A 20,790-nucleotide genomic window follows, 5' to 3' on the forward strand; every position below is an offset into this window, starting at 1 on the left:
TATCGATTGGAACCGCATCCGGCATGCCCTGCACTGGGGGTAACGGCGGTGGAGGCGCGCGTGACCGCGCACGATGCCAACTGGCTGACGCTGCGCTGGCGGATCGAGGCTGCGCATGATCTCGTCCTCCCCGGATTTGCCGGCAAGGGACGCGCCGACGGACTGTGGCAGACCACCTGCTTCGAGCTCTTCCTGCGGCCCGATGGGGACACCGCCTATCACGAGTTCAATCTGTCGCCCTCCGAGCGCTGGAATGCCTACCGCTTCTCGGCCCCGCGCGACGGCATGAGCGAATGGCCGATGCCGCGCGATGCGGTCTGCACTATGCGCCCTGGCGGCAAGTTCGCGATCTTCGATGCCGCGCTGCCCGCCGCGGGGCTGCCGCAGACCGAGTGCGCGATGGGCATCAACTGCGTGATCGAGGAGACCGGCGGGCACAAGAGCTACTGGGCGCTCGCTCATGGCAGAGACGCGCCCGATTTCCACGATCCGTCTTGCTTCACCGCGCGGCTTGGGGCAGCTAGCGCGCCATGAAATTCGGCATCGATCGGCTCGTCACGGAAGAGCAACTGCGCAAGCCGCTGGAAGGGCGCCGGGTCGCGCTGGTCGCGCATCCTGCCTCGGTAACCGCGGGCCTCACGCATTCGCTCGACGCGCTGATCGACCGCGGGGTCAATGTGACCTCCGCCTTCGGTCCGCAGCACGGGCTCAAGGGCGACAAGCAGGACAACATGGTCGAGACCGGGGACGAAGTCGATCCGCACTACGGCATCCCCGTTTTCAGCCTCTACGGCGAAGTACGGCGCCCCACCGCGCAGATGATGGACAGCGCCGACGTCTTCCTGTTCGACCTGCAGGACCTCGGCTGCCGGATCTACACCTTCGTCACCACGCTGCTGTATCTGCTCGAGGAGGCGGCGAAGGCGGGTAAGTCCGTATGGGTGCTCGACCGCCCCAATCCTGCCGGTGGGCCGGTGGAAGGAACCCTGCTCGAACCCGGTCAGGAGAGCTTCGTCGGAGCCGCGCCGATGGTGATGCGTCACGGGCTGACCATGGGCGAAATGGCGCGCTGGTTCGTCGCGCATTTCAAGCTCGACGTGGATCTGCAGGTGATCGAGATGCAGGGCTGGTCGCCCGGCCGTGCCCCCGGCTATGGCTGGCCCGAAAGCCGCATCTGGATCAATCCGAGCCCCAATGCGGCCAGCCTTAACATGGCGCGGGCCTATGCCGGCACCGTCATGCTCGAAGGCACCACGCTGAGCGAGGGCCGGGGGACGACCCGGCCGCTGGAAGTCCTGTTCGGGGCGCCCGACGTGGATGCCAAGGCGGTGCTGGCCGAAATGCATCGTCTGGCCCCGGTCTGGATGCGCGGTTCGGCGCTTCGCGAATGCTGGTTCGAACCGACTTTCCACAAGCACACGGGCGCGTTGTGCAACGGGCTGATGATCCATGCCGAAGGCGAGTTCTACGATCACCACGCGTTCCGCCCGTGGCGATTGCAGGCACTGGCTTTCAAGGCCATCCGCGCGCTTTATTCCGACTATCCGATCTGGCGCGATTTCCCTTACGAATACGAACTCGACCGCCTGGCGATCGATGTGATCAACGGGGGTTCGGTGCTGCGCGAATGGGTCGACGACAGTGAAGCAGTTCCCGACGATCTCGACCGGGTCGCCAGCGCGGACGAAGCCGCCTGGCGCGAATCGATCGCAGCGCATCTGGCTTACAGCTGACCGGTCGGGCGGCACCGGCCGTCCCTACGCGGTCGCAGGGTTGGACAGCGGCAAACTTTTCTACCCGACCGCAAGTTCGATTTTCGATCAATGGTCTTGACCTAAGGCCCCGGGAAGGCGAGCCTACTTGAAAGTGACGGGCATACCCGCGCTTCGGGAGAGGTTATAATGGCGACTGCGGCAGCACGGCAGACTGGTGGATCGGTCAGGGTTACCCTGTGGATCCTTCTGATAGTTTACATCTTCAATTTCATCGATCGGCAGATCGTCAACATCCTGGCCGAGCCGATCCGGCTCGAACTGGGTCTGAGCGATACGCAGATCGGCCTGATGACGGGCCTGGCCTTCGCACTGTTCTACACGATCCTGGGCCTGCCGATCGCGCGTTTCTCGGATCGCTCGACCACCAACCGGCCATGGCTGATCGGCGGTGCGCTGGCGATCTGGTCGGCCATGACTGCCTTGTGCGGACTGGCGCAGAATTTCATCCAGTTGCTGCTGGCGCGGATTGGTGTGGGCGTGGGCGAGGCGGGTTGCACGCCGCCTGCGCATTCGCTGATCGCGGATATGGTCGAACCATCCAAGCGCTCCTCCGCGCTGGCCTTCTACGCGCTCGGCATTCCCATCGGCACGCTGCTGGGCATGCTGATCGGCGGCCTGCTTGCCGATTCGGTCGGGTGGCGCAACGCCTTCCTGATCGTCGGGCTTCCGGGCATTGCGCTGGCCGTGGTCGTCTTCACCTATCTGAAGGATCCCCGGCGCACCGGGATGATGCAGGCCGGCACGCAGCAGTCGGCCGAACAGATGCCGATGAAAGCCGCGCTCAAGGCAATGTTCAGCTCGCGCGCTTTCGTCCTGCTGGTGGCGGCAGGTTCGGCCGCGGCCTTCCTCGCCTACGGCAAGGTGACCTGGATCACGATCTTCTTCCAGCGCACGCACGGGCTGACCCCGGGTGAAACCGGGCTGTGGTTCGGGCTGGTCAATGGCGGGGCGGGCATCGCCGGCACGGTCCTGGGCGGTTATATCGCCGATCGCTGGGGCGCCAAGAACCGCCGCCATGTGCTCACCGCGCCCGCGGTGGGCATGGTGGTGACGATACCCTTCGCGCTGCTCGCCTTCATGACCGACAACTGGCTGCTGGCGCTGTCCCTGCTGATCGTCCCGACGATCTGCAATTCGCTCTATTACGGCCCCACCTATTCGAGCGTGCAGGGCCTCGTGCCGCTGCGCGCCCGGGCGATCGCGGCCGCCGTGCTGCTGTTCTTCCAGAACCTCATCGGGCTGGGGCTGGGACCGCTGTTCTTCGGGATGATGTCCGATCTGCTGCAGCCCGCCTATGGCGAGGAAAGCGTGCGCTACGTGCTTTACGGCGCGACGTTCCTCGGGCTGCTGCCGGCGTTCTTCTTCTGGCGCTGTTCGCTGCGCCTCAATGAGGAACTCGATCAGAAGGACTAGCCGGGGCGGGCCGCGTGGCCCGCTACCCGCTGGAAGCAACGACCCCGGGCGTAAGCAACGCCCGGGGTTTTCTCATGCCCCGGTCTTGCGGCTCAGTTCGCGCATTGCGTCGTCGAGCCCGTCGAGCGTCAGCGGATACATGCGGTCGTTGACCAGCTGTTTCATCACCTTGGTCGACTGCGAATAGCTCCACTGCTTTTCGGGCACCGGGTTGAGCCACACGGTAGCCGGATAAGTACTGGTCACGCGCTGCATCCAGGTGGCGCCGGCTTCCTCGTTCATATGCTCGACGCTGCCGCCCGGATGGGTGATCTCGTAGGGGCTCATTGCCGCATCGCCGACGAACACGATCTTGTAGTCGTGCCCGTATTTGTGGAGCACGTCCCAGGTCTTGGTGCGTTCCTGCCAGCGCCGGCGGTTGTCCTTCCAGACGCCTTCATACAGGCAGTTGTGGAAGTAGAAGAATTCGAGGTTCTTGAATTCGGCCGTGGCCGCGCTGAACAGTTCCTCGGTCACCTTGATGAAGGGATCCATCGACCCGCCGACGTCGAGGAACAGCAGCAGCTTGACCGCATTGTGCCGTTCGGGCCGCATGCGGATGTCGAGCCAGCCCTGCTTGGCCGTGCCCTCGATCGTCGCATCGAGGTCGAGCTCGTCGGCGGCGCCTTCGCGGGCAAAGCGGCGCAGGCGCCGCAGGGCCATCTTGATGTTGCGCGTGCCCAGTTCCTTGGTGTTGTCGAGGTTCTTGAACTCGCGCTTTTCCCACACCTTGACCGCACGCTTGTGCTTGCTTTCCCCGCCGATCCGCACGCCCTCGGGGTTGTAGCCCGAATTGCCGAAGGGCGATGTCCCGCCCGTGCCGATCCACTTGTTGCCGCCCTGGTGGCGTTTTTCCTGTTCCTCGAGGCGCTTCTTGAGCGTCTCCATGATCTCGTCCCAGTCGCCCAGGGCCTTGATCTTCTCCATCTCCTCTTCGGACAGGAACTTCTCGGCCACTGCCTTCAGCCAGTCTTCGGGGACATCCACGGGGTTCTGCCCGTAATCGCTGAGGATGCCCTTGAAGACTTTCTGGAACACCTGGTCGAACCGGTCGATCAGCCCTTCGTCCTTCACGAAGGTCGCCCGGCTGAGGTAGTAGAAGGCTTCGGGCGATTGCTCGATCACGTCGCGGTCGAGCGCCTCGATCAGCGTGAGGTGTTCCTTGAAGCTTGCGGAAATGCCCGCAGAGCGAAGCTCGTCGACGAAATTGAAGAACATGCCGAACGGCTTAGCGCGTGTGGAGCGAGTGCACCAGTGTGTGAATCGCAACCGATTTTTACCCTCCACTAACCATCAGCGCCTAAACCTCGCTGATCAAGACGAATAAGGGGGTCGTAAGCACATGGAACTCAGCGCGATCGACAAGGGCGGCGCGTCCGCTCTCGATCAAATTCCGGCCGCCTGCGGCAAGGTCACCGTCGGCTGTTCCGATGTGGCGGGTATCGTCCAGGGCGTGATCGATTCGTTCGGCCACCTGCGCAGCGAATATGGCGAGTTGCAGGGCACCGTGCGGACGCTCGACGAAGATCAGCGCAAGGTGCTCGAAGCGAGCGACGAGGCCCGGCTGCTCTCCGAACGCGCGATCGAACGGCTCAGGCACGGTTCGACGATGATCAACAACTCGCTGAACGAGATCGGCAATCTGCTCAGCCTGGTCGAAACGCTGACCCAGCATGTCACCGGCTTTGCCGCGGCGATGGAACAGGTGCGCCGCTCCAGTCAGGAAATCGACCAGATCGCCGAGACGACCAACATCCTGGCGCTCAATGCGACGATCGAGGCGATGCGCGCGGGCGAGCAGGGCCGCACTTTCGCGGTCGTCGCCAATGAGGTGAAATCGCTTGCCAGCCAGACCCGCAAGGCAACCGAGGAGATCGGGCGGACGATCGACACGCTCGGCAACGAAGCGGGTCAGGTGATCGAGAAGATCGAAAGCGGCGCGGAAGCGAGCAGTCAGGCGAAGAACTCGGTCGGCTCGATCGAGGATACCATGCGCAGCGTCACCGAACTGCTGCTCGAGGTCGACGGCCAGCAGGACCTGATTGCGCGCAACACCGCCACCATTTCGGGGCATGTCCACCGCGTGCAGGGTGTGCTTGACGATTTCGACGAAGCGGTCACGGTCAACGAAACCAAGCTCGGTACGGCGCATGCCCGGATCGAGGATCTGGAAATGACCGCGAGCGAGATGTTCGACCAGCTGGTCAAGGCGGACCTTTCGCCCGATGACAGCCGGATGGTCGAACAGGCGCGCCGTTTCGCGGCGGAAGTCGCCGGCGTCGCCGAAGCCGCGATTGCCGACGGATCGCTCAGCATGGACCAGCTGTTCGACCGAGATTACCAATACGTCCCCGGCACCAACCCCGAACAGTACCGCACTGCACTGAGCGATTGGGCCGATGCGAACTGGCGCCCGATCAACGACCGCGTGGTCGCGCAGGGCGGGCCGATCCTGATGTGTTCGGAAGCGGATATGAACGGCTTCCTGCCGACGCATATCACCGATCGCTGCCGCGCGCCGACCGGCGATGTCACGCATGATACGACCTACTGCCGCAACGGGCGCGTCATGCTCTATGCGATCGACAAGAAGGCCAAGAGCCAGACCGATCCCTACATGATGGCGGTGTACCGGCAGGAAGGCGACGGCCGGAACTATGTCGTCGTGCGCAATGTCTATGTCCCGCTGGTCATCAACGGCCGCCGCTGGGGCGATTTCGAACTGGCGTACAGCTTCAACTGACGGCGGCTTTCCAGACGCGAAAGGGGTCGCGAACCATATCCGGTCCGCGCCCCTTTCACATGCGTATTTCGCTGTGCGCGATCAGCTCTGGCGGCGGGCCATGAAGGCGAGCCGTTCGAACATCATGATGTCCTGTTCGTTCTTCAGCAGCGCGCCATGCAGCGGCGGGATCGCGGCATTGGGGTTGGCATCCTGCAGCACTTCGAGCGGCATGTCCTCGTTGAGCAGTAGCTTGAGCCAGTCGAGCAGTTCGCTGGTCGAGGGCTTCTTCTTCAGACCCGGCACTTCGCGGATTTCGTAGAACACTTCCATCGCCTTGGTCACCAGGCTCTTCTGCACCCCGGGGAAGTGGACTTCGATGATGTCGCGCATCGTCTCGGTGTCGGGGAACTTGATGTAATGGAAGAAGCAGCGGCGCAGGAAGGCGTCGGGCAGTTCCTTCTCGTTGTTCGAGGTGATGACCACGATTGGGCGTTCCTTCGCCTCGATCCGCTCATGCGTTTCGTAGACGTCGAAACTCATGCGATCGAGTTCCTGCAACAGGTCGTTGGGGAACTCGATATCGGCCTTGTCGATCTCGTCGATCAGCAGCACGGGCAGCTTTTCGGAAGTGAAGGCTTCCCACAGCTTGCCGCGCCGGATGTAGTTGGAAATGTCATGGACGCGCTCGTCACCGAGCTGGCCGTCGCGCAGGCGGGCCACCGCGTCATATTCGTAAAGGCCCTGCTGCGCCTTGGTGGTCGACTTGACGTTCCATTCGATCAGCGGTGCGTCGAGCGCCTTGGAAATCTCGTGCGCCAGAACCGTCTTGCCCGTTCCCGGCTCGCCCTTGACCAGCAGCGGACGCCTTAGCGTAACAGCGGCATTGACCGCGACCTTGAGGTCGTCGGTCGCGATATAGGATTTGGTGCCTTCAAAACGGGTCGGTTCTGTCATCGGTTTTCCCTTGCAACTTTACGTTAGCGTTAGGGGCCGGGCACCGCTCGTGCAAGGGGGCGTTATGGGTTCAGACGCGAGGGAGATTGCATGCCTACCGAAACGATCACGATCGCCACCGATGCGGGGCACGAGCTGACCGGCTCGCTGGAAATGCCGACCGGGCTGGTGCGCGGGGCGGCGCTGTTCGCGCATTGCTTCACCTGCACCAAGCAGAGCCGCGCGGCGGTCAGCGTGGCGCGCGCGTTGTCGCGTGAAGGCATTGCCTGTCTGCGGTTCGACTTCACCGGGCTGGGCGGCAGTGAAGGCGACTTCGGCCGTGCCGGTTTCGCCACCGATGTCGCCGACCTGGTCGCTGCGGCCGAGGACCTGCTGCACCGGTTTGCGCAGCCCGTCCTGCTGGTCGGGCACAGCCTCGGCGGGGCGGCGGTGCTCGCTGCGGCAGACGATCTGGGATTCGACAAGGTCGCCGCGATCGCCACCATCGGCGCGCCCAGCGATGTGCCGCATGTGCTGGCCCGGATCGAAGGCGATATCGACGCCATCCGCGAGCAGGGGGAAGGGCCGGTCACGATCGGTGGCCGCGATTTCTCGCTCAGCCGCGAATTCATCGAGCGGGTGGAGGCGATCGACCTGCTCGAGGAAGTCGGCAAGCTGCGTTGCCCTTTGCTGTTCCTCCATTCGCCGACGGACGATATCGTCGGTATCGAGAATGCCAGTGCGCTGTTCGGCGCGGCACGGCATCCCAAGAGCTTCGTCAGCCTCGAAGGCGCCGACCACCTGCTGCTCGACCGCCAGTCGGCAGAATTCGCAGCTGGCATGATCGCCGCTTGGGCCAAGCGCTATCTCCCGCTGCGCGACGACTGGCCGCTGCCCGAAGAAGGGATCGTCGCCAAGACCGGCCACGGCAAGTTCGGGACCGAAGTGCATACCTCGAACCACAGCTTCGTGGCCGATGAACCGCGCAGCTATGGCGGCGACGACAGCGGCCCGACGCCCTACGACCTGCTCAACGCGGCGCTGGGTACCTGCACGGCAATGACAATGAAGATGTATGCCGACCGCAAGGGCTGGCCGCTCGAGGGCGTGACCGTGGAAGTCACGCATGAGCGCAACCACGCGGATCGCTGCGACCACGCCGAAGCCATGGCGGAAGGCACCAAGATGCAGGCGCTTAACCGGCGGATTGCAGTGCACGGCGACGCGCTGGATGCAGACCAGCGCCGCCGGATCATCGAAATCGCCGACAAATGCCCGGTCCACGAGACCCTTGAGGGCGGGTTGCATATACATACAAAGAATCTAGTCTAGTGATGTGTCAGAGGAGGGGGTCAATGAAACATCGGGCAGTTTTTTTACTAAGCGCACTCCTATTGTCGGGTTGTAAGACTATCCCGTCGCCGGTTACAGTTTCGGATACGCACGACAAGCATGCTATGTTGAAGCAGGATTTAGTATGGGAAATCGGCAATAGCGGAAGGACGATCGTCGTACCTGCAGGCTTTGTGACGGACTATGCGAGTGTGCCTCCTGTGCTTCGTTCGCTTGTTGGAACTCGCGGAAAATATAGCCGTGCTGCTGTCGTGCACGATTACCTTTACTGGTCACAAGTTTGTAGCCGCGCCCAATCGGACAATCTGATGATGATCGGAATGAAAGAATCGAATGCATCCAAACTGAAGGCCTGGGCCATTCATTCGGGTGTTTCTTATGGTGGCGGCTATGCATGGAAAGAAAATGCAGACAATCGTGAAGCAGGTTATCTGAGGGTGATACCTATGTCTTCTTGGGATGGATTCGACGATTACTACTGGCCACAATATCAAAAAGCCCTGCGAGATAACGACGTATCGGAACGAGGCTATGTACGCGACAACTCGTTCTGCTACCTAGGCAATTCTACCGAAGTTCCTTTGCGTTAGGCGTCGATCATCTCGCGGTCCATGTCGCCGGCATTGTTCTGGATGAAGTTGAACCGGTGTTCGGGATTGCGGCCCATTAGCTGGTCGACCAGCTCCTTGACCACCGCGCGCTGTTCGAACTCGGCGGGCAGGGTGATGCGGATCAGGCTGCGGGTCTCCGGGTCCATCGTGGTTTCGCGCAGCTGGGCGGGGTTCATCTCGCCGAGCCCCTTGAAGCGGCCGACATCGACTTTCTTGCCCTTGAACACGGTGGCCTCGAGTTCGGCGCGATGTTCGTCGTCGCGGGCATAGCGGCTCTCCTTGCCCGCGGTCAGGCGATAGAGCGGGGGCTGCGCGAGGTAGAGATGCCCGCCGCGCACCACTTCGGTCATTTCCTGGAAGAAAAAGGTCATCAACAGCGTGGCGATATGCGCACCGTCGACATCGGCGTCGGTCATGATGATGATGCGATCGTAGCGCAGGTTTTCAGGCTCGCAGTCCTTGCGCGTGCCGCAGCCCATCGCCAGCGTCAGGTCGGCGATCTCGCTGTTGGCGCGGATCTTGTCCGCCGTGGCACTGGCCACGTTGAGGATCTTGCCGCGGATCGGCAGGATCGCCTGCGTCTTACGGTTGCGCGCCTGCTTGGCGCTGCCGCCCGCAGAATCGCCTTCGACGATGAACAGTTCGGTCTCGCCTTCGCCTTCGCCCGAACAATCGGTCAGCTTCCCGGGCAGGCGCAGCTTCTTGGCATTGGTCGCGGTCTTGCGCTTGATCTCGCGTTCCTGCTTGCGCCGCAGGCGCTCGTCCATGCGCTCCATGACCTGGCCGAGCAGCGCCTTGCCGCGGTCCATATTGTCCGACAGGAAATGATCGAAATGGTCGCGGACTGCGTTCTCGACCAGCCGTGCCGCTTCGGGCGAGGTCAGCCGGTCCTTGGTCTGACTCTGGAATTGCGGATCGCGGATGAAAACCGAGAGCATGACTTCGGCACCCACCATGACATCGTCGGCGGTCAGGTCCTTCGCCTTCTTCGCGCCGGTCAGCTCGCCGAAGGCGCGCAGGGCCTTGGTCAGCGCAGCGCGCAGGCCCTGTTCGTGCGTTCCGCCGTCAGGGGTGGGCACGGTGTTGCAATACCAGCTGGTCGACCCGTCCGAATAGAGCGGCCAGGCGATCGCCCATTCGACGCGCCCGGCCTCGTCGGGAAAATCCTGCGTGCCGGCAAAGGGCTGCGCGGTGACGCATTCGCGACCGCCGAGTTGTTCGGCCAGGTGGTCCGCAAGGCCGCCGGGGAATTTGAACACCGCTTCGGCGGGTACATCGTCGCTGGTCAGGCTGGGCGCGCATTTCCAGCGGATTTCGACCCCCGCGAAGAGATAGGCTTTCGAGCGCGCCAGCTTGAACAGCTTCTTCGGATGGAACTGCCGGTCGCCGAAAATTTCGGTGTCGGGCACGAAGCTGACCGTGGTTCCGCGGCGGTTGGGGGTAGGGCCGAGCTGTTCGATCGGCCCGAGCGTTTCGCCGCGTGAGAATTTCTGTGCGTAGAGTTGCTTGTCGCGTGCCACTTCGACGCGCGTATCGCTCGACAGCGCGTTCACCACCGATACGCCGACGCCATGCAGGCCGCCGCTGGTGGCATAGGCCTTGCCCGAGAACTTGCCGCCCGAGTGCAGTGTCGAGAGGATCACCTCGAGCGTCGACTTGCCCGGATATTTGGGATGTTCACCCACCGGGATGCCGCGCCCGTTGTCGCTGACGACGACGCGATTGCCTTCCTCGAGCCGCAGTTCGATCCGTGTCGCGTGCCCGGCCACGGCTTCGTCCATCGCGTTGTCGAGCACTTCGGCCACGAGATGGTGCAGCGCGCGGTCGTCGGTCCCGCCGATATACATGCCCGGACGCCGCCGGACAGGTTCGAGCCCCTCGAGGACTTCGATCGAGGAAGCGTCGTAATCGCCGCTGGACGTGGGCGTGTTTTCGAACAGATCGTCGGACATGCTGCAGGAATACCGCTCTAGGCCGCTGCCTTACAAGCGGCGCGGCCGGATTTACCCACCGTACCGAGGCCGGGGCGCGCGGGCCGCGTCCAGCGGGGCGGGGACGAGGTCAGAAACGGGCCGGGGCGTTCTCGACCACCACGACCGCACCGTCACGGACCTCGCGGACCTCGAAGGCGCGTTCGACGAGGCCGTTGGGGCCGAAGCGGAAGGCGCCGTCGAGACCCAGGAAACCGTCCTCGCTGCGCAGCGCCCGGTCGGGGAAATCGCGGCCGACGCGCCAGTCGCGCGCCACGCGCAGCGTCAGCAACACCGCGTCATAGCCGAGCGTGGCGATGCGATAGGGCTGGCTGCCGAAGCGCGCCTCGTAACTGTCGACGAACCGCTTGTAGCGATTGTCGGACACAGCCGAGAACAGCGCGCCGCGCAGCGCGGAGGCCCGCGTTACCGAGCCTTCGCCGCTCCACAATTCGGTGCCGAGCAATTGCGGTGTGCCGCCGGCACGCGGCTTGAGCACGCCGGCCGCCTGCGCCGCGAGACGCGCGCCGTCGGCGATCAGCACGGTGTCGTACCCGCCATGCGCCTTGAGCCGTTCGGCGGCGCTGACGATCGACGTATTGCCGCGGGCGTAGCGTTCGGTCCACACCATGGTGCCGCCATAGGCCGCCACCGCGCGGCGGGCGGCCTCCTCGGCACGGGCGCCATATTCGCCATCGGGAGCGATGATGGCGAAATTCTGCGATCCGCGGCTGCGCGCATATTGCACTGTCCGCATGATCGACTGCTCGGGAATGTGCCCCATGATCAGCACGTCGGGTCCGGCCGCGCCGGTATCGTTCGAGAAGGAAATGACCGGGACGTCCGCCGCCCGCGCCGTGGCGGTGATCGACGGGATGTTCGACCCGAGCAGCGGGCCGAGGATCAGCTTGTTGCCCTCGGCGATCGCCTGGCGCGCTGCCGCTTCGGGGCCCTTGGCGGTATCGTAGCTGGTAATCCGCAGATTGCTGGCATTGGTGTCGAGCAGGGCCATGGTGGTGGCGTTGGCGATCGACTGGCCCACGGCGCCGTTGGTGCCAGACATCGGTACCAGCAGCGCGATGCGGTGGCGCGTTTCGTCGCTCGGCAGGCTCTGGGTCGGTTCGGGGGTCGGCGTGGTGACCACCGGTCCGGCGCGGTCGGCGCCCTTGGGAATGACCGAACAGGCCCCCAGCAGGGCGGCCAGCCCCACGGTTACCATTGCCCGGCGGTCGATAGTCCAGCGCTTCATCTTGCCGCGTCCCTCATTCTTGGTTCAAAGGAGGGGGGTGACAGATGCGCCCACTCCCGAAACTGCCCTTACACCCGGGCTCTATATCGTCGCCACCCCGATCGGCAACCTAGGGGATATCACATTGCGCGCGGTCGACGTGCTGCGCCGCTGCGACGGGGTCGCGTGCGAGGATACGCGCGTCACCGGCAAGCTGCTCAAGCATCTGGGGATATCGAAGCCGATGTGGCGCTATGACGACCACAGCGAACACCGCGACCGCACCCGGCTGGTCGAATCGATGCGCGATCGCGCGGTCGCGCTGGTCAGCGATGCGGGCACGCCGATGGTTTCCGATCCCGGCTATCGCCTCGTCAACGACTGCCGCGCCGAGGGTATTCCGGTGACCGCGCTGCCCGGCGCCTGCGCCGCGGTCACGGCGCTCGCGCTCAGCGGACTGCCCAACGACCGCTTCCTTTTCGCCGGCTTCCTGCCGAACAAGGACAAGGCGCGGCGCGAAACGCTGGAGGAACTGGCCGATGTCGACACGACGCTGGTGTTCTATGAAACCGCACCGCGACTGACCAAGTCGCTGGCTGCCATCGCCGAGGCGCTGCCCAACCGCAATGTCGCCGTGGCGCGCGAGCTGACCAAGCTGCACGAGGAACTTCGCCCCGGCCTGCCGCACGGCCTGATCGCCTATTACGAGGCGCATCCCCCGAAGGGCGAGATCGTACTGCTGGTCGGGCCGCCGCCCGAGCGCGTGGCCAGCCCCGAATACGCCGAACAATTGCTCGCCGATGCACTGCGCACGCTCAAGCCGTCGCAGGCCGCGGGGCAAGTGGCGAAAGCGACCGGGCTCGATCGCAAGGAACTCTACGCCAGGGCGCTGGAACTGCGGTCCGAATGACGCGCAGGCTGGCCGAGAAACGCGGCCGCGACGGCGAAACCCGCGCTGCGGTCTGGCTCAGGGCCAAGGGCTGGCAAATCCTCGACCGGCGGGTCAAGACACCGGCGGGCGAGATTGACATTGTCGCCAGAAGAAGCGGGGTGATCGCCTTCGTCGAAGTGAAGTGGCGCCGCCGGCGCGCCGATCTCGATCACGCAGTCGACGAACACCGGCTGTCGCGCGTGGCCGCTGCCGTGGAAGCGGTGGCGCATCGCTATGCCGGAAGCGGCGAAGATATCCGGCTCGACGTGATCCTGCTTGCACCGGGCAGCTTCCCTCGCCACATCGCCAACGCATGGCAGCCCTGAGCTCCGCTTGCACGTCCGGTGCGCAGCGGGTGGTGAGCGGGCCGGCCGGAATTCCCTACCGTGCCCGGCACCGCCCGGACACGCCAAGCGAAAGGTAAGTGCATGTCGCTCCGCGTTGCCATCCAGATGGACCCGCTCGAAAGCATCAGGATTGCGGGCGACAGTTCGTTTGCGCTGATGCTGTCGGCTCAGGCACGCGGCCACGAGCTGTGGCATTACGATGTCACCAGCCTGGCCTATGAAAGCGACGGCACGCCCCGCGGGCGGATCACCGCGCATGCCGCGCCGGTGACGGTCCAGCGGGTCGAGGGCGACCATTACACCGTCGGGGAACGGCGCCGGATCGATCTGGCGCAGGATATCGACGTTGTGCTGATGCGGCAGGATCCGCCGTTCCATCTCGGCTATATCAGTGCCGCCTTGCTGCTCGACCGGCTCAAGGGCACCACGCTGGTGGCTAACGATCCGCGCGAAGTGGTCAATGCACCGGAAAAGATGTTCGTGCTCGATTACGCGCGGTTCATGCCGCCGACGCTGGTCGCGCGGCATCTCGACGATCTGCGCGATTTCCAGAAACGCCACGGTTCGGTCGTGGTGAAGCCGCTGCATGGAAATGGCGGGAAGGCGATCTTCCGCATCGACGAGCAGGGCACCAACCTGTCCGCGCTGTCCGAAGTGTTCGACCAGACCTGGCCCGAACCGCACATGGTCCAGCCGTTCCTCCCCGAAGTCAGCGAAGGCGACAAGCGGATCGTGCTGGTCGATGGCAAATTCGTCGGCGCGATCAATCGCTTCCCGGGTGAAGGCGAGTTCCGTTCGAACCTTGCGCAGGGCGGCCATGCGGAAGCGGCGACGCTGACCGCGCGCGAGGAAGAAATCTGCGCGGCGATGGGACCCGAGCTCGAACGGCGCGGGCTGGTCTTCGTCGGCATCGACGTGATCGGAGGCAAATGGCTGACCGAGATCAACGTCACCTCGCCCACCGGCATCGTCGCGATCGACAAGTTCAACGGGACCGACAGTGCGGGCCTGATCTGGGATGCCATCGAACGCCGCCACGCGGCGATGTAGGACCGTTGGCGCGGCCGGGCCGTTAGGGCACCTATGCACGAATTTATCCTCCGCGCGATCGAGCAGGGCGGGCTGCTGGGCATTTTCCTGCTCATGGCAGTCGAGAACATCTTCCCGCCGATCCCGTCCGAAGTGATCATGGGGCTGGGCGGGGTCGCGGTATCGCGCGGAACGATGGATTTCTGGCCGCTGATGATCGTCGGCACGGTCGGTTCGACCGCGGGCAATTACGTCTGGTACTGGCTGGGCGACCACTGGGGGCGCACGCGGCTCGAACCCTTCGTCAACCGCTGGGCGCGCTGGCTGACGATGGAGTGGCAGGATGTCGAACGCGCGCAGGGCTTCTTCCAGCGGCACGGGCCCTGGGTAGTCTTCGTCTTCCGCTTCACCCCGGTCTTTCGCACGATGATCTCGCTGCCGGCGGGACTAGCGCATATGGGGCTGTGGCGGTTCCTCGGCTTCACCTTTGCCGGGGCCTTCATCTGGAACCTGCTGCTGGTCGAGAGCGGACGGCGGCTGGCGGTATGGCTCGCCGAATCGCAAGAGGTGCTCGGCTGGATCACCCTCGGCCTGCTCGGCCTGACGCTGGTTGGCTATGCGTGGCGGGTCGTGACCTGGAAACCGCGCGCCGAACGCTAGTCCTGTTCGCGCGGATGGGCCTTGCGATAGGTATCGAGCAGGGTGGCCGCATCGACCTTGGTATAGATCTGCGTCGATCCCAGGCTGGCATGGCCCAGCAGTTCCTGCAGGCTCCTGAGATCGGCCCCGGCACCCAGCAGATGCGTGGCGAAGCTGTGGCGCAGCGCATGCGGCGTGGCGCTATCGGGCAGGCCGAGCGACCTGCGCGCCCGCGCGGTCGCCTTCTGCAGCACGCCCTGTGACAATGCGCCGCCCTTTGCCCCGCGGAACAGCGGCTCCGATTGGGTGAGCGGCCACGGGCACCGGGCGACATAATCGGCCACCGCCTCGCGAATGATCGGGAGCAACGGGACCACGCGCTGCTTGCCGCCCTTGCCGGTCACGGTCAGCCGTTCGCCCAGCGGCAGGTCGGCGCCGGTCAACGACAGCGCTTCGGCAATCCGCAGGCCGGCACCATAGAGCAGCAGCAAGACCGCGCGATCGCGCGCGCCGATCCAATCGTCGCTCGCCAGTTCGGCAACCGTATCGGCCAGCCCGACCGCATCGTCGGGCGTTACCGGGCGCGGCAGTCCCTTCGCAATACGCGGACCGCGCAGCCGCGGGGGTTCGGATACCGCGTGGCCAGCCTGCGCGCGGGCAAAGGCGATGAACCCCTTGAGCGCAGACAGTTCGCGCGCGGCGGAGGCATTGGAAAGCCCGTCGGCCCGGCGCGATGCCAGATGCGTACGCAACCGCGTTGCCGGCAATCGGGCTACCTCGTCCCATGTCGCCAGATCCATCCGCGTCAGCAGCCGCTGCGCCGCCGTGCCATAGGCCCGTACCGTGTGCGGCGAGCGCCGCAGCCCGAGGGCCAGATGGTCGTGCCAGGCCGCGAGCATGTCGGCGCCGGTCATGAGGTGACGAGGTCTGCCTGGACCAGCTCGCCGAGCAGCGCGTCGAGCACCGGCATTCCGCGCGGCGTGACACCGATCCGCGGCCCGTCGGACCACGCCATGCCCAGATCGCGGTAGAGTGCCAGCTTGCGGGCGTCGATCAGCGTTTCGGGCTGCGCGCCGAAGCGCTGTGCCAGCTGCGCGAGGTCGACGCCTTCGAGCAGACGCAGCCCCATCAGCAGCGCCTCGCTCGCCTGTTCGCTGCGCCCCAGCGGCCGCGCCTCGGCGATCCCGTGCTGCTGCGCTGCAAATGCGCCCAGATAGTTCTCGGGCTTGCGGTGGCGCACCGTGGCGGTGTCGCAGCGCCTGCCATGCGCGCCGGGTCCGATCCCGATATAGTCGAGATAGCGCCAATAGGTCAGGTTGTGGCGGCTCTCCTGGCCGGGACAGGCATGATTGCTGGTCTCGTAGGCGGGTAGTCCCGCCGCCTCGGTCATTTCGCGGGTGAGGGCGAAGAGGTCGGCTGCCGGGTCGTCTTGCAGCGGTGCGAAGATCCCCTGGCGGACATCGGTGGCAAACCGTGTCGAGGGTTCGATCGTCAGCTGGTAGAGCGACATATGGTCGGTACCGAGCGCAAGCGCGCGGCCCAGCTCGGCGTGCCAATCGGCCTCGGTCTGACCGGGGCGGGCATAGATGAGATCTATCGAAACGCGTTTGAAATGCCGCTGTGCGACTTCCAGCGCCTGCAGTGCTTCGCTTGCGCCATGCAGCCGGCCGAGGAAACGCAACGCCTCGTCGTGCAGGCTCTGGACGCCCAGCGACACCCGATTGACCCCGGCCATGGCCAGATCGGCGAAATTGGCTGCCTCCACGCTGCTGGGATTGGCTTCAAGTGTGATCTCGACAGCGGGATCGAAACCCCACAACCGATCGGCTTCGGCGATCAGTTCTGCCACCAGGCTGGGCGGCATCAGAGACGGTGTTCCGCCGCCGAAAAAGATGCTTGTCAGCGGTTCTTCAGAATTTGCCTGAACATGTTCATGGCGCATGTCCGCTATGAGCGCGTCTTTCCAGACGGCGGTCTCCGCAGTTTTCCGGACATGGCTGTTGAAGTCGCAATAAGGGCATTTTGCGATGCAGAAAGGCCAGTGAATGTAGAGTGCGCGGGCCAATTGTGAGTTTACCCAATCTTAACGATCGTAACCGATTTGCCCGACGCATGAAGAGCGTAGGAAATCGCAGAATGTCGTGGTTCGGTGCTTTGTCTGTGGCGTGTGCCATGGCCTTGGGCCTCGCTGCAAGCGGTTCGTCGACTCCCGCAGCGGCGAATGGCGCGTTCACCCACTCCCGCGCGCTGCACACTGCGACCGATCGGCACCTCGCCGCGCGGATCCTGCGCGCGCATAATGAGGAGCGCCATCGCCTGCGTCTCCAGCCGCTCAAGTGGAACGTCCATCTCGAACGCGAGGCGGAGGAATGGGCACAGCATCTCTCGCGCATCGGCCGGCTCCAGCATGCCGACAGCCGCCAGCGCAACCGGACGGGCGAAAACCTCTGGATGGGGACCGCCGGTCACTGGCCGGTCGAGACCATGGTCGACATGTTCATCGCCGAAAAACGGCATTACCGCCACGCCCGCTTCCCCGATATCTCGCACACCGGCAATTGGGCGGATGTCGGGCATTACACGCAGGTGGTCTGGCGAGACACGCAGGAAGTGGGCTGCGCCGTCGCTACCGCCGCGGGCAACGATGTGCTGGTTTGCCGCTATTGGCCCGCCGGCAACATCTGGGGTCAGAAGCCCTACTGAGGCTTAGCCGAACTGCTCCGCGACCAGCTTCGCAAACGCATCGGCGCGGTGACTGATCGCGTGTTTCTGCGCCGGTTCGATCTCGGCAAAGGTCTGCTCGCTGCCCTCGGGCACGAACACCGGATCGTAACCGAAGCCCATTTCGCCACGCGGCGGCCAGGTGAGGCTGCCGGGAGCGGTGCCTTCGTAGACCGCGTGCTCGCCATCGGGCCATGCCAGTGCCAGCACGCAGTGGAACGCGCAGGACCGGTCTACATCCGCGCCCTGTTCCTGCAACAGCCCCTCGACCTTGCCCATCGCCATGTACCAGTCGCGGCCCGGATCGCCTTCGAACCACTGCCGTTCGGCCCAGTCGGCGGTATAGACGCCCGGCCGCCCGCCGAGCGCAGCGACCGACAGGCCGCTGTCGTCGGCGAGCGCGACGATGCCCGACGCCTCCGCCGCTGCGCGTGCCTTGAGCATCGCGTTCTGGACGAAGGTGGTGCCGGTTTCGGCCGGTTCGGGCAGACCCAGCGACCCGGCCGACAGGCATTTCATGCCATGCGGTTCGAGCAGCGCGGAAATCTCTTTCAGCTTGCCGGCGTTATGCGTGGCAATAACCAGAGAGCCCGAACCGAGCCGGCGCGTCATTTGCGCGTGGCCTCGTCCTGCGCCTTGAATATCTGTGCGCAGCCCATCTGCGCCAGCCGCAGCAGGCGGAGGAAGGCTTCCTCGTCATAGGGCGCGCCTTCGGCGGTTGCCTGCGCCTCGGCGATCTTACCGCCTTCGATCAGCACGAAATTGGCGTCGGCATCGGCATTGCTGTCCTCGGGATAGTCGAGATCGAGCACGGGCGTGCCTTGGTAGACCCCGCAGGATATCGCCGCGACCTTGGCGGTGATCGGGTCCTGCGTGATGTCGCCCGACTTGAGCAGCCCGTTGACCGCGAGGCGCAGTGCGACCCACGCGCCCGAGATCGACGCCGTGCGCGTGCCGCCGTCGGCCTGGATCACGTCGCAATCGAGCGTGATCTGCCGTTCGCCGAGCTTCTTGTGATCGACGACCGCGCGCAAGCTGCGTCCGATAAGCCGCTGGATTTCCTGCGTCCGGCCGCTCTGCTTGCCCTTGGCCGCCTCGCGCTGGCCGCGCGTATGCGTGGCGCGCGGAAGCATCGAATATTCGCCGGTGACCCAGCCTTCGCCCTTGCCGCGCAGCCACGGCGGGATGCGTTCTTCAACGCTGGCGGTGCACAATACCCGCGTCTCGCCGAAGCTGATCAGGCAGCTGCCCTCGGCGTGCTTGGTGTAACCGGTTTCGATAGTGATGGCGCGCATTTCGTCGGGCGCCCGGCCGGAAGGTCGCATGGGGTTCTCCATTGCAGTCGGATCTCGCGAGTGCCTGTGGCGCAAGCCCCTTGAGGCCGCAAGGGGAGTGGTTAGATAGGGGGCATGAATTCCCCGCCGCTCAACGATCTTACAGAACGCGCCCGCGAGATATTCCGTCTCGTCGTCGAAGGCTATCTCGACAGCGGCTCGCCGGTCGGATCGAAGGCGCTCGCGGGCGAGGGGCGCGTCAACCTTTCTCCCGCCTCGATCCGCAACGTGCTGGCCGATCTCGAGGCGCGCGGCCTTCTGTCCGCGCCGCATACGAGCGCGGGGCGCATGCCCACCGATACGGGCTTGCGGCTGTTCGTCGACGCGATGATGCAGGTGGCCGAACCGACGCGCGAGGAACGCGACGCGATCGAGCAGCGGCTGGGCGAGCCCGGACCGATCGAACGCGCGCTGGAGGAAACCAGCGCGCTGCTGTCCGACCTCTCGGGGGCGGCGGGCATGGTCATGGTGCCGACGCGCGAGCCGCGCCTGGCGCAGGTCTCGCTCACCGCGCTCGACACGCACCGCGTGCTGGCGGTGCTGGTCGGCGAAGACGGCCAGATCGAAAACCGGATCATCGCGCTGCCCGCCGAAGCGCTCGGCACGTCTCTGGAACAGGCCAGCAACTACCTCACCGCGCGCAGCGCGGCCGTACGCTGGCCGAAGCGGCCAGCGCGGTGGAGGAGGAGATCGCCAGCGGGAAATCGGCGCTCGACGAAGCCAGCAGCGATCTGGTGCGCCGCGGTCTAGCGACCTGGAGCGAGGATGCCGCGAAACGGCCGGTGATGATCGTGCGCGGGCAGGCCAACCTGCTCGACGAGGCGGCGCTGGGCGATATCGAGCGCGTCCGGTCGCTGCTCGACGATCTGGAAAGCAAGCAGTCGGTCGCCAGCCTCCTCGAACGCGCGCGCCGCGCCGAAGCGATGCGGATCTTCATCGGCAGCGAGAACCGCCTGTTCTCGCTTTCGGGATCGTCGGTCATCGCCTCGCCCTATCGCGACCGCGAGGGCAGGGTGGTCGGCGTGCTGGGGGTGATCGGCCCGACGCGGTTGAATTACGCGCGGGTCGTCCCCATGGTTGATTTCACCGCCCGTTCCTTGGGCAAACGCATTGGCTGACAGGGTTTTTACGTGACCGACGAAAACAACAACGAACCGCAGAAAAAGGCGGTCGACGACGAAGTGCTACGCGAAATGGAAGGCGTGCCCGAACATCTGCGTGACGATGCGGATGAAGCGGGCGACGAAACGCCGGTCGAGGATGCGCTCGCCAAGCTCAAGGGCGACCTCGAAACCGCGATGCAGGACGTGCTCTATGCCCGCGCGGAAACGCAGAACGTGCGCCGCCGCATGGAAAAGGACGTCCAGGACGCGCGCAATTACGCAGCGACCAATTTCGCCCGCGACGTGCTGAGCGTGGCGGACAATCTGGCCAGAGCGCTCGACCATGTGCCCGATGAATTGCGCGATCACGAGAAGGCCAAGAATTTCATCTCGGGTATCGAGGCGACCCAGCGCGAACTCGAGAAAGTGTTCGCCAGCAATGGCATCACCCGCATCGCGGCCAAGGGCATGCCGCTCGATCCCAACCAGCACCAGGCGATGATGGAAGTGCCGAGCGACGAAGTCGAACCGGGCACCATCGTGCAGGAAATGCAGGCCGGCTACATGATCAAGGACCGCTTGTTGCGCCCGGCCATGGTCGGCGTGGCGAAGAAACCGGACTGATTGCCGGACAAGGGG

The 20,790-nt window shown here is 64.8% G+C and carries 20 protein-coding genes and 1 pseudogene; 13 read left to right on the forward strand and 8 right to left on the reverse strand.

The window, feature by feature from the left end; all coding sequences use genetic code 11:
• Positions 1–60 precede the first annotated feature (60 nt).
• The 3 genes from WKH79_RS03620 (at position 61) to WKH79_RS03630 (ending at position 3,188) form a co-directional block, all read left to right on the forward strand.
• Entirely contained in the window at positions 61–534 is a 474-nt protein-coding gene (locus WKH79_RS03620) for a DOMON-like domain-containing protein (protein WP_341859631.1), read from the forward strand.
• A complete protein-coding gene (locus WKH79_RS03625) occupies positions 531–1,733 on the forward strand; it encodes a DUF1343 domain-containing protein (RefSeq protein WP_341859632.1) in 1,203 nt (400 codons plus the stop codon). Before WKH79_RS03620 ends, WKH79_RS03625 begins: the two co-directional genes overlap by 4 nt.
• Positions 1,734–1,901: 168 nt before the next feature.
• Positions 1,902–3,188 carry an MFS transporter gene (locus WKH79_RS03630; RefSeq protein WP_341859633.1) on the forward strand — a complete coding sequence of 429 codons (1,287 nt, stop codon included), beginning with the start codon at positions 1,902–1,904 and terminating at the stop codon, positions 3,186–3,188.
• A gap of 72 nt (positions 3,189–3,260) precedes the next feature.
• Here the strand turns inward: WKH79_RS03630 and WKH79_RS03635 are convergent, their stop codons facing one another.
• Positions 3,261–4,445, reverse strand: coding sequence for a VWA domain-containing protein (locus WKH79_RS03635; RefSeq protein ID WP_050600553.1), 1,185 nt, complete (start codon positions 4,443–4,445; stop codon positions 3,261–3,263).
• A 124-nt stretch (positions 4,446–4,569) separates the two neighbouring features.
• Between WKH79_RS03635 and WKH79_RS03640 the strand changes: the two genes are divergently transcribed.
• Positions 4,570–5,970 carry a methyl-accepting chemotaxis protein gene (locus tag WKH79_RS03640; protein WP_341859634.1) on the forward strand — a complete coding sequence of 467 codons (1,401 nt, stop codon included), beginning with the start codon at positions 4,570–4,572 and terminating at the stop codon, positions 5,968–5,970.
• 81 nt (positions 5,971–6,051) lie between these two features.
• Here WKH79_RS03640 and WKH79_RS03645 read toward each other — a convergent pair whose 3' ends face one another.
• A complete protein-coding gene (locus WKH79_RS03645) occupies positions 6,052–6,906 on the reverse strand; it encodes a MoxR family ATPase (protein ID WP_063505897.1) in 855 nt (284 codons plus the stop codon).
• Positions 6,907–6,996: 90 nt separating this feature from the next.
• Between WKH79_RS03645 and WKH79_RS03650 the strand changes: the two genes are divergently transcribed.
• Both WKH79_RS03650 and WKH79_RS03655 read left to right on the forward strand, forming a co-directional pair.
• Positions 6,997–8,217, forward strand: coding sequence for a bifunctional alpha/beta hydrolase/OsmC family protein (locus WKH79_RS03650; protein ID WP_341859635.1), 1,221 nt, complete (start codon positions 6,997–6,999; stop codon positions 8,215–8,217).
• Positions 8,218–8,240: 23 nt separating this feature from the next.
• Entirely contained in the window at positions 8,241–8,828 is a 588-nt protein-coding gene (locus tag WKH79_RS03655; RefSeq protein WP_341859636.1) for a DUF1353 domain-containing protein, read from the forward strand.
• Here WKH79_RS03655 and parE read toward each other — a convergent pair.
• Both parE and WKH79_RS03665 read right to left on the reverse strand, forming a co-directional pair.
• Entirely contained in the window at positions 8,825–10,801 is a 1,977-nt protein-coding gene (gene parE / locus WKH79_RS03660; protein ID WP_341859637.1) for a DNA topoisomerase IV subunit B, read from the reverse strand. The two genes, WKH79_RS03655 and parE, sit on opposite strands and share 4 nt — an antisense overlap.
• Before the next feature lie 109 nt (positions 10,802–10,910).
• The gene (locus WKH79_RS03665) at positions 10,911–12,068 is read right to left on the reverse strand and encodes a penicillin-binding protein activator (protein WP_050600548.1); all 1,158 of its coding nucleotides are present in this window, start codon (positions 12,066–12,068) and stop codon (positions 10,911–10,913) included.
• 37 nt (positions 12,069–12,105) lie between these two features.
• On the opposite strand from WKH79_RS03665, the gene rsmI reads away from it, so the two are divergent.
• From rsmI to WKH79_RS03685, 4 genes are all read left to right on the forward strand, one after another.
• Positions 12,106–12,957 (forward strand): 16S rRNA (cytidine(1402)-2'-O)-methyltransferase, encoded by an 852-nt coding sequence (rsmI, locus tag WKH79_RS03670; RefSeq protein WP_050600547.1) that lies wholly within the window; start codon positions 12,106–12,108, stop codon positions 12,955–12,957.
• A complete protein-coding gene (locus WKH79_RS03675; protein WP_341859638.1) occupies positions 12,954–13,304 on the forward strand; it encodes a YraN family protein in 351 nt (116 codons plus the stop codon). The genes rsmI and WKH79_RS03675 overlap by 4 nt, the downstream gene beginning before the upstream one ends.
• Positions 13,305–13,406: 102 nt before the next feature.
• Positions 13,407–14,375: a glutathione synthase gene (gene gshB / locus WKH79_RS03680; protein ID WP_063506048.1), complete on the forward strand. Its 969-nt coding sequence runs from the start codon at positions 13,407–13,409 to the stop codon at positions 14,373–14,375.
• Between the two features lie 33 nt (positions 14,376–14,408).
• Positions 14,409–15,014: a DedA family protein gene (locus WKH79_RS03685; RefSeq protein ID WP_341859639.1), complete on the forward strand. Its 606-nt coding sequence runs from the start codon at positions 14,409–14,411 to the stop codon at positions 15,012–15,014.
• Here the strand turns inward: WKH79_RS03685 and WKH79_RS03690 are convergent.
• Together WKH79_RS03690 and hemW are read right to left on the reverse strand one after the other, a co-directional pair.
• Complete coding sequence (locus WKH79_RS03690; RefSeq protein ID WP_341859640.1) at positions 15,011–15,907, reverse strand: tyrosine recombinase XerC; 897 nt, start codon at positions 15,905–15,907, stop codon at positions 15,011–15,013. The genes WKH79_RS03685 and WKH79_RS03690 overlap by 4 nt on opposite strands.
• A complete protein-coding gene (gene hemW, locus WKH79_RS03695; RefSeq protein ID WP_341859641.1) occupies positions 15,904–17,058 on the reverse strand; it encodes a radical SAM family heme chaperone HemW in 1,155 nt (384 codons plus the stop codon). Before hemW ends, WKH79_RS03690 begins: the two co-directional genes overlap by 4 nt.
• Positions 17,059–17,165: 107 nt before the next feature.
• Here hemW and WKH79_RS03700 point away from each other — a divergent pair, with 107 nt between their 5' ends.
• A complete protein-coding gene (locus WKH79_RS03700) occupies positions 17,166–17,696 on the forward strand; it encodes a CAP domain-containing protein (protein ID WP_233996580.1) in 531 nt (176 codons plus the stop codon).
• 3 nt (positions 17,697–17,699) lie between these two features.
• On the opposite strand, the gene rdgB is transcribed toward WKH79_RS03700, so the two are convergent.
• Positions 17,700–18,326: an RdgB/HAM1 family non-canonical purine NTP pyrophosphatase gene (gene rdgB, locus WKH79_RS03705; RefSeq protein ID WP_341859642.1), complete on the reverse strand. Its 627-nt coding sequence runs from the start codon at positions 18,324–18,326 to the stop codon at positions 17,700–17,702.
• Positions 18,323–19,039 (reverse strand): ribonuclease PH, encoded by a 717-nt coding sequence (gene rph, locus WKH79_RS03710; protein ID WP_050600709.1) that lies wholly within the window; start codon positions 19,037–19,039, stop codon positions 18,323–18,325. Before rph ends, rdgB begins: the two co-directional genes overlap by 4 nt.
• 84 nt (positions 19,040–19,123) lie before the next feature.
• On the opposite strand from rph, the pseudogene hrcA reads away from it, so the two are divergent.
• Both hrcA and grpE read left to right on the forward strand, forming a co-directional pair.
• A pseudogene (gene hrcA / locus WKH79_RS03715) lies at positions 19,124–20,166 on the forward strand (heat-inducible transcriptional repressor HrcA).
• A gap of 12 nt (positions 20,167–20,178) precedes the next feature.
• Positions 20,179–20,775, forward strand: a complete 597-nt coding sequence (gene grpE, locus WKH79_RS03720; RefSeq protein ID WP_063505601.1) for a nucleotide exchange factor GrpE — start codon at positions 20,179–20,181, stop codon at positions 20,773–20,775.
• Positions 20,776–20,790: the final 15 nt, after the last annotated feature.

Source organism: Qipengyuania sp. GPGPB31 (assembly GCF_038396345.1).
Taxonomy (GTDB): domain Bacteria; phylum Pseudomonadota; class Alphaproteobacteria; order Sphingomonadales; family Sphingomonadaceae; genus Qipengyuania; species Qipengyuania citrea.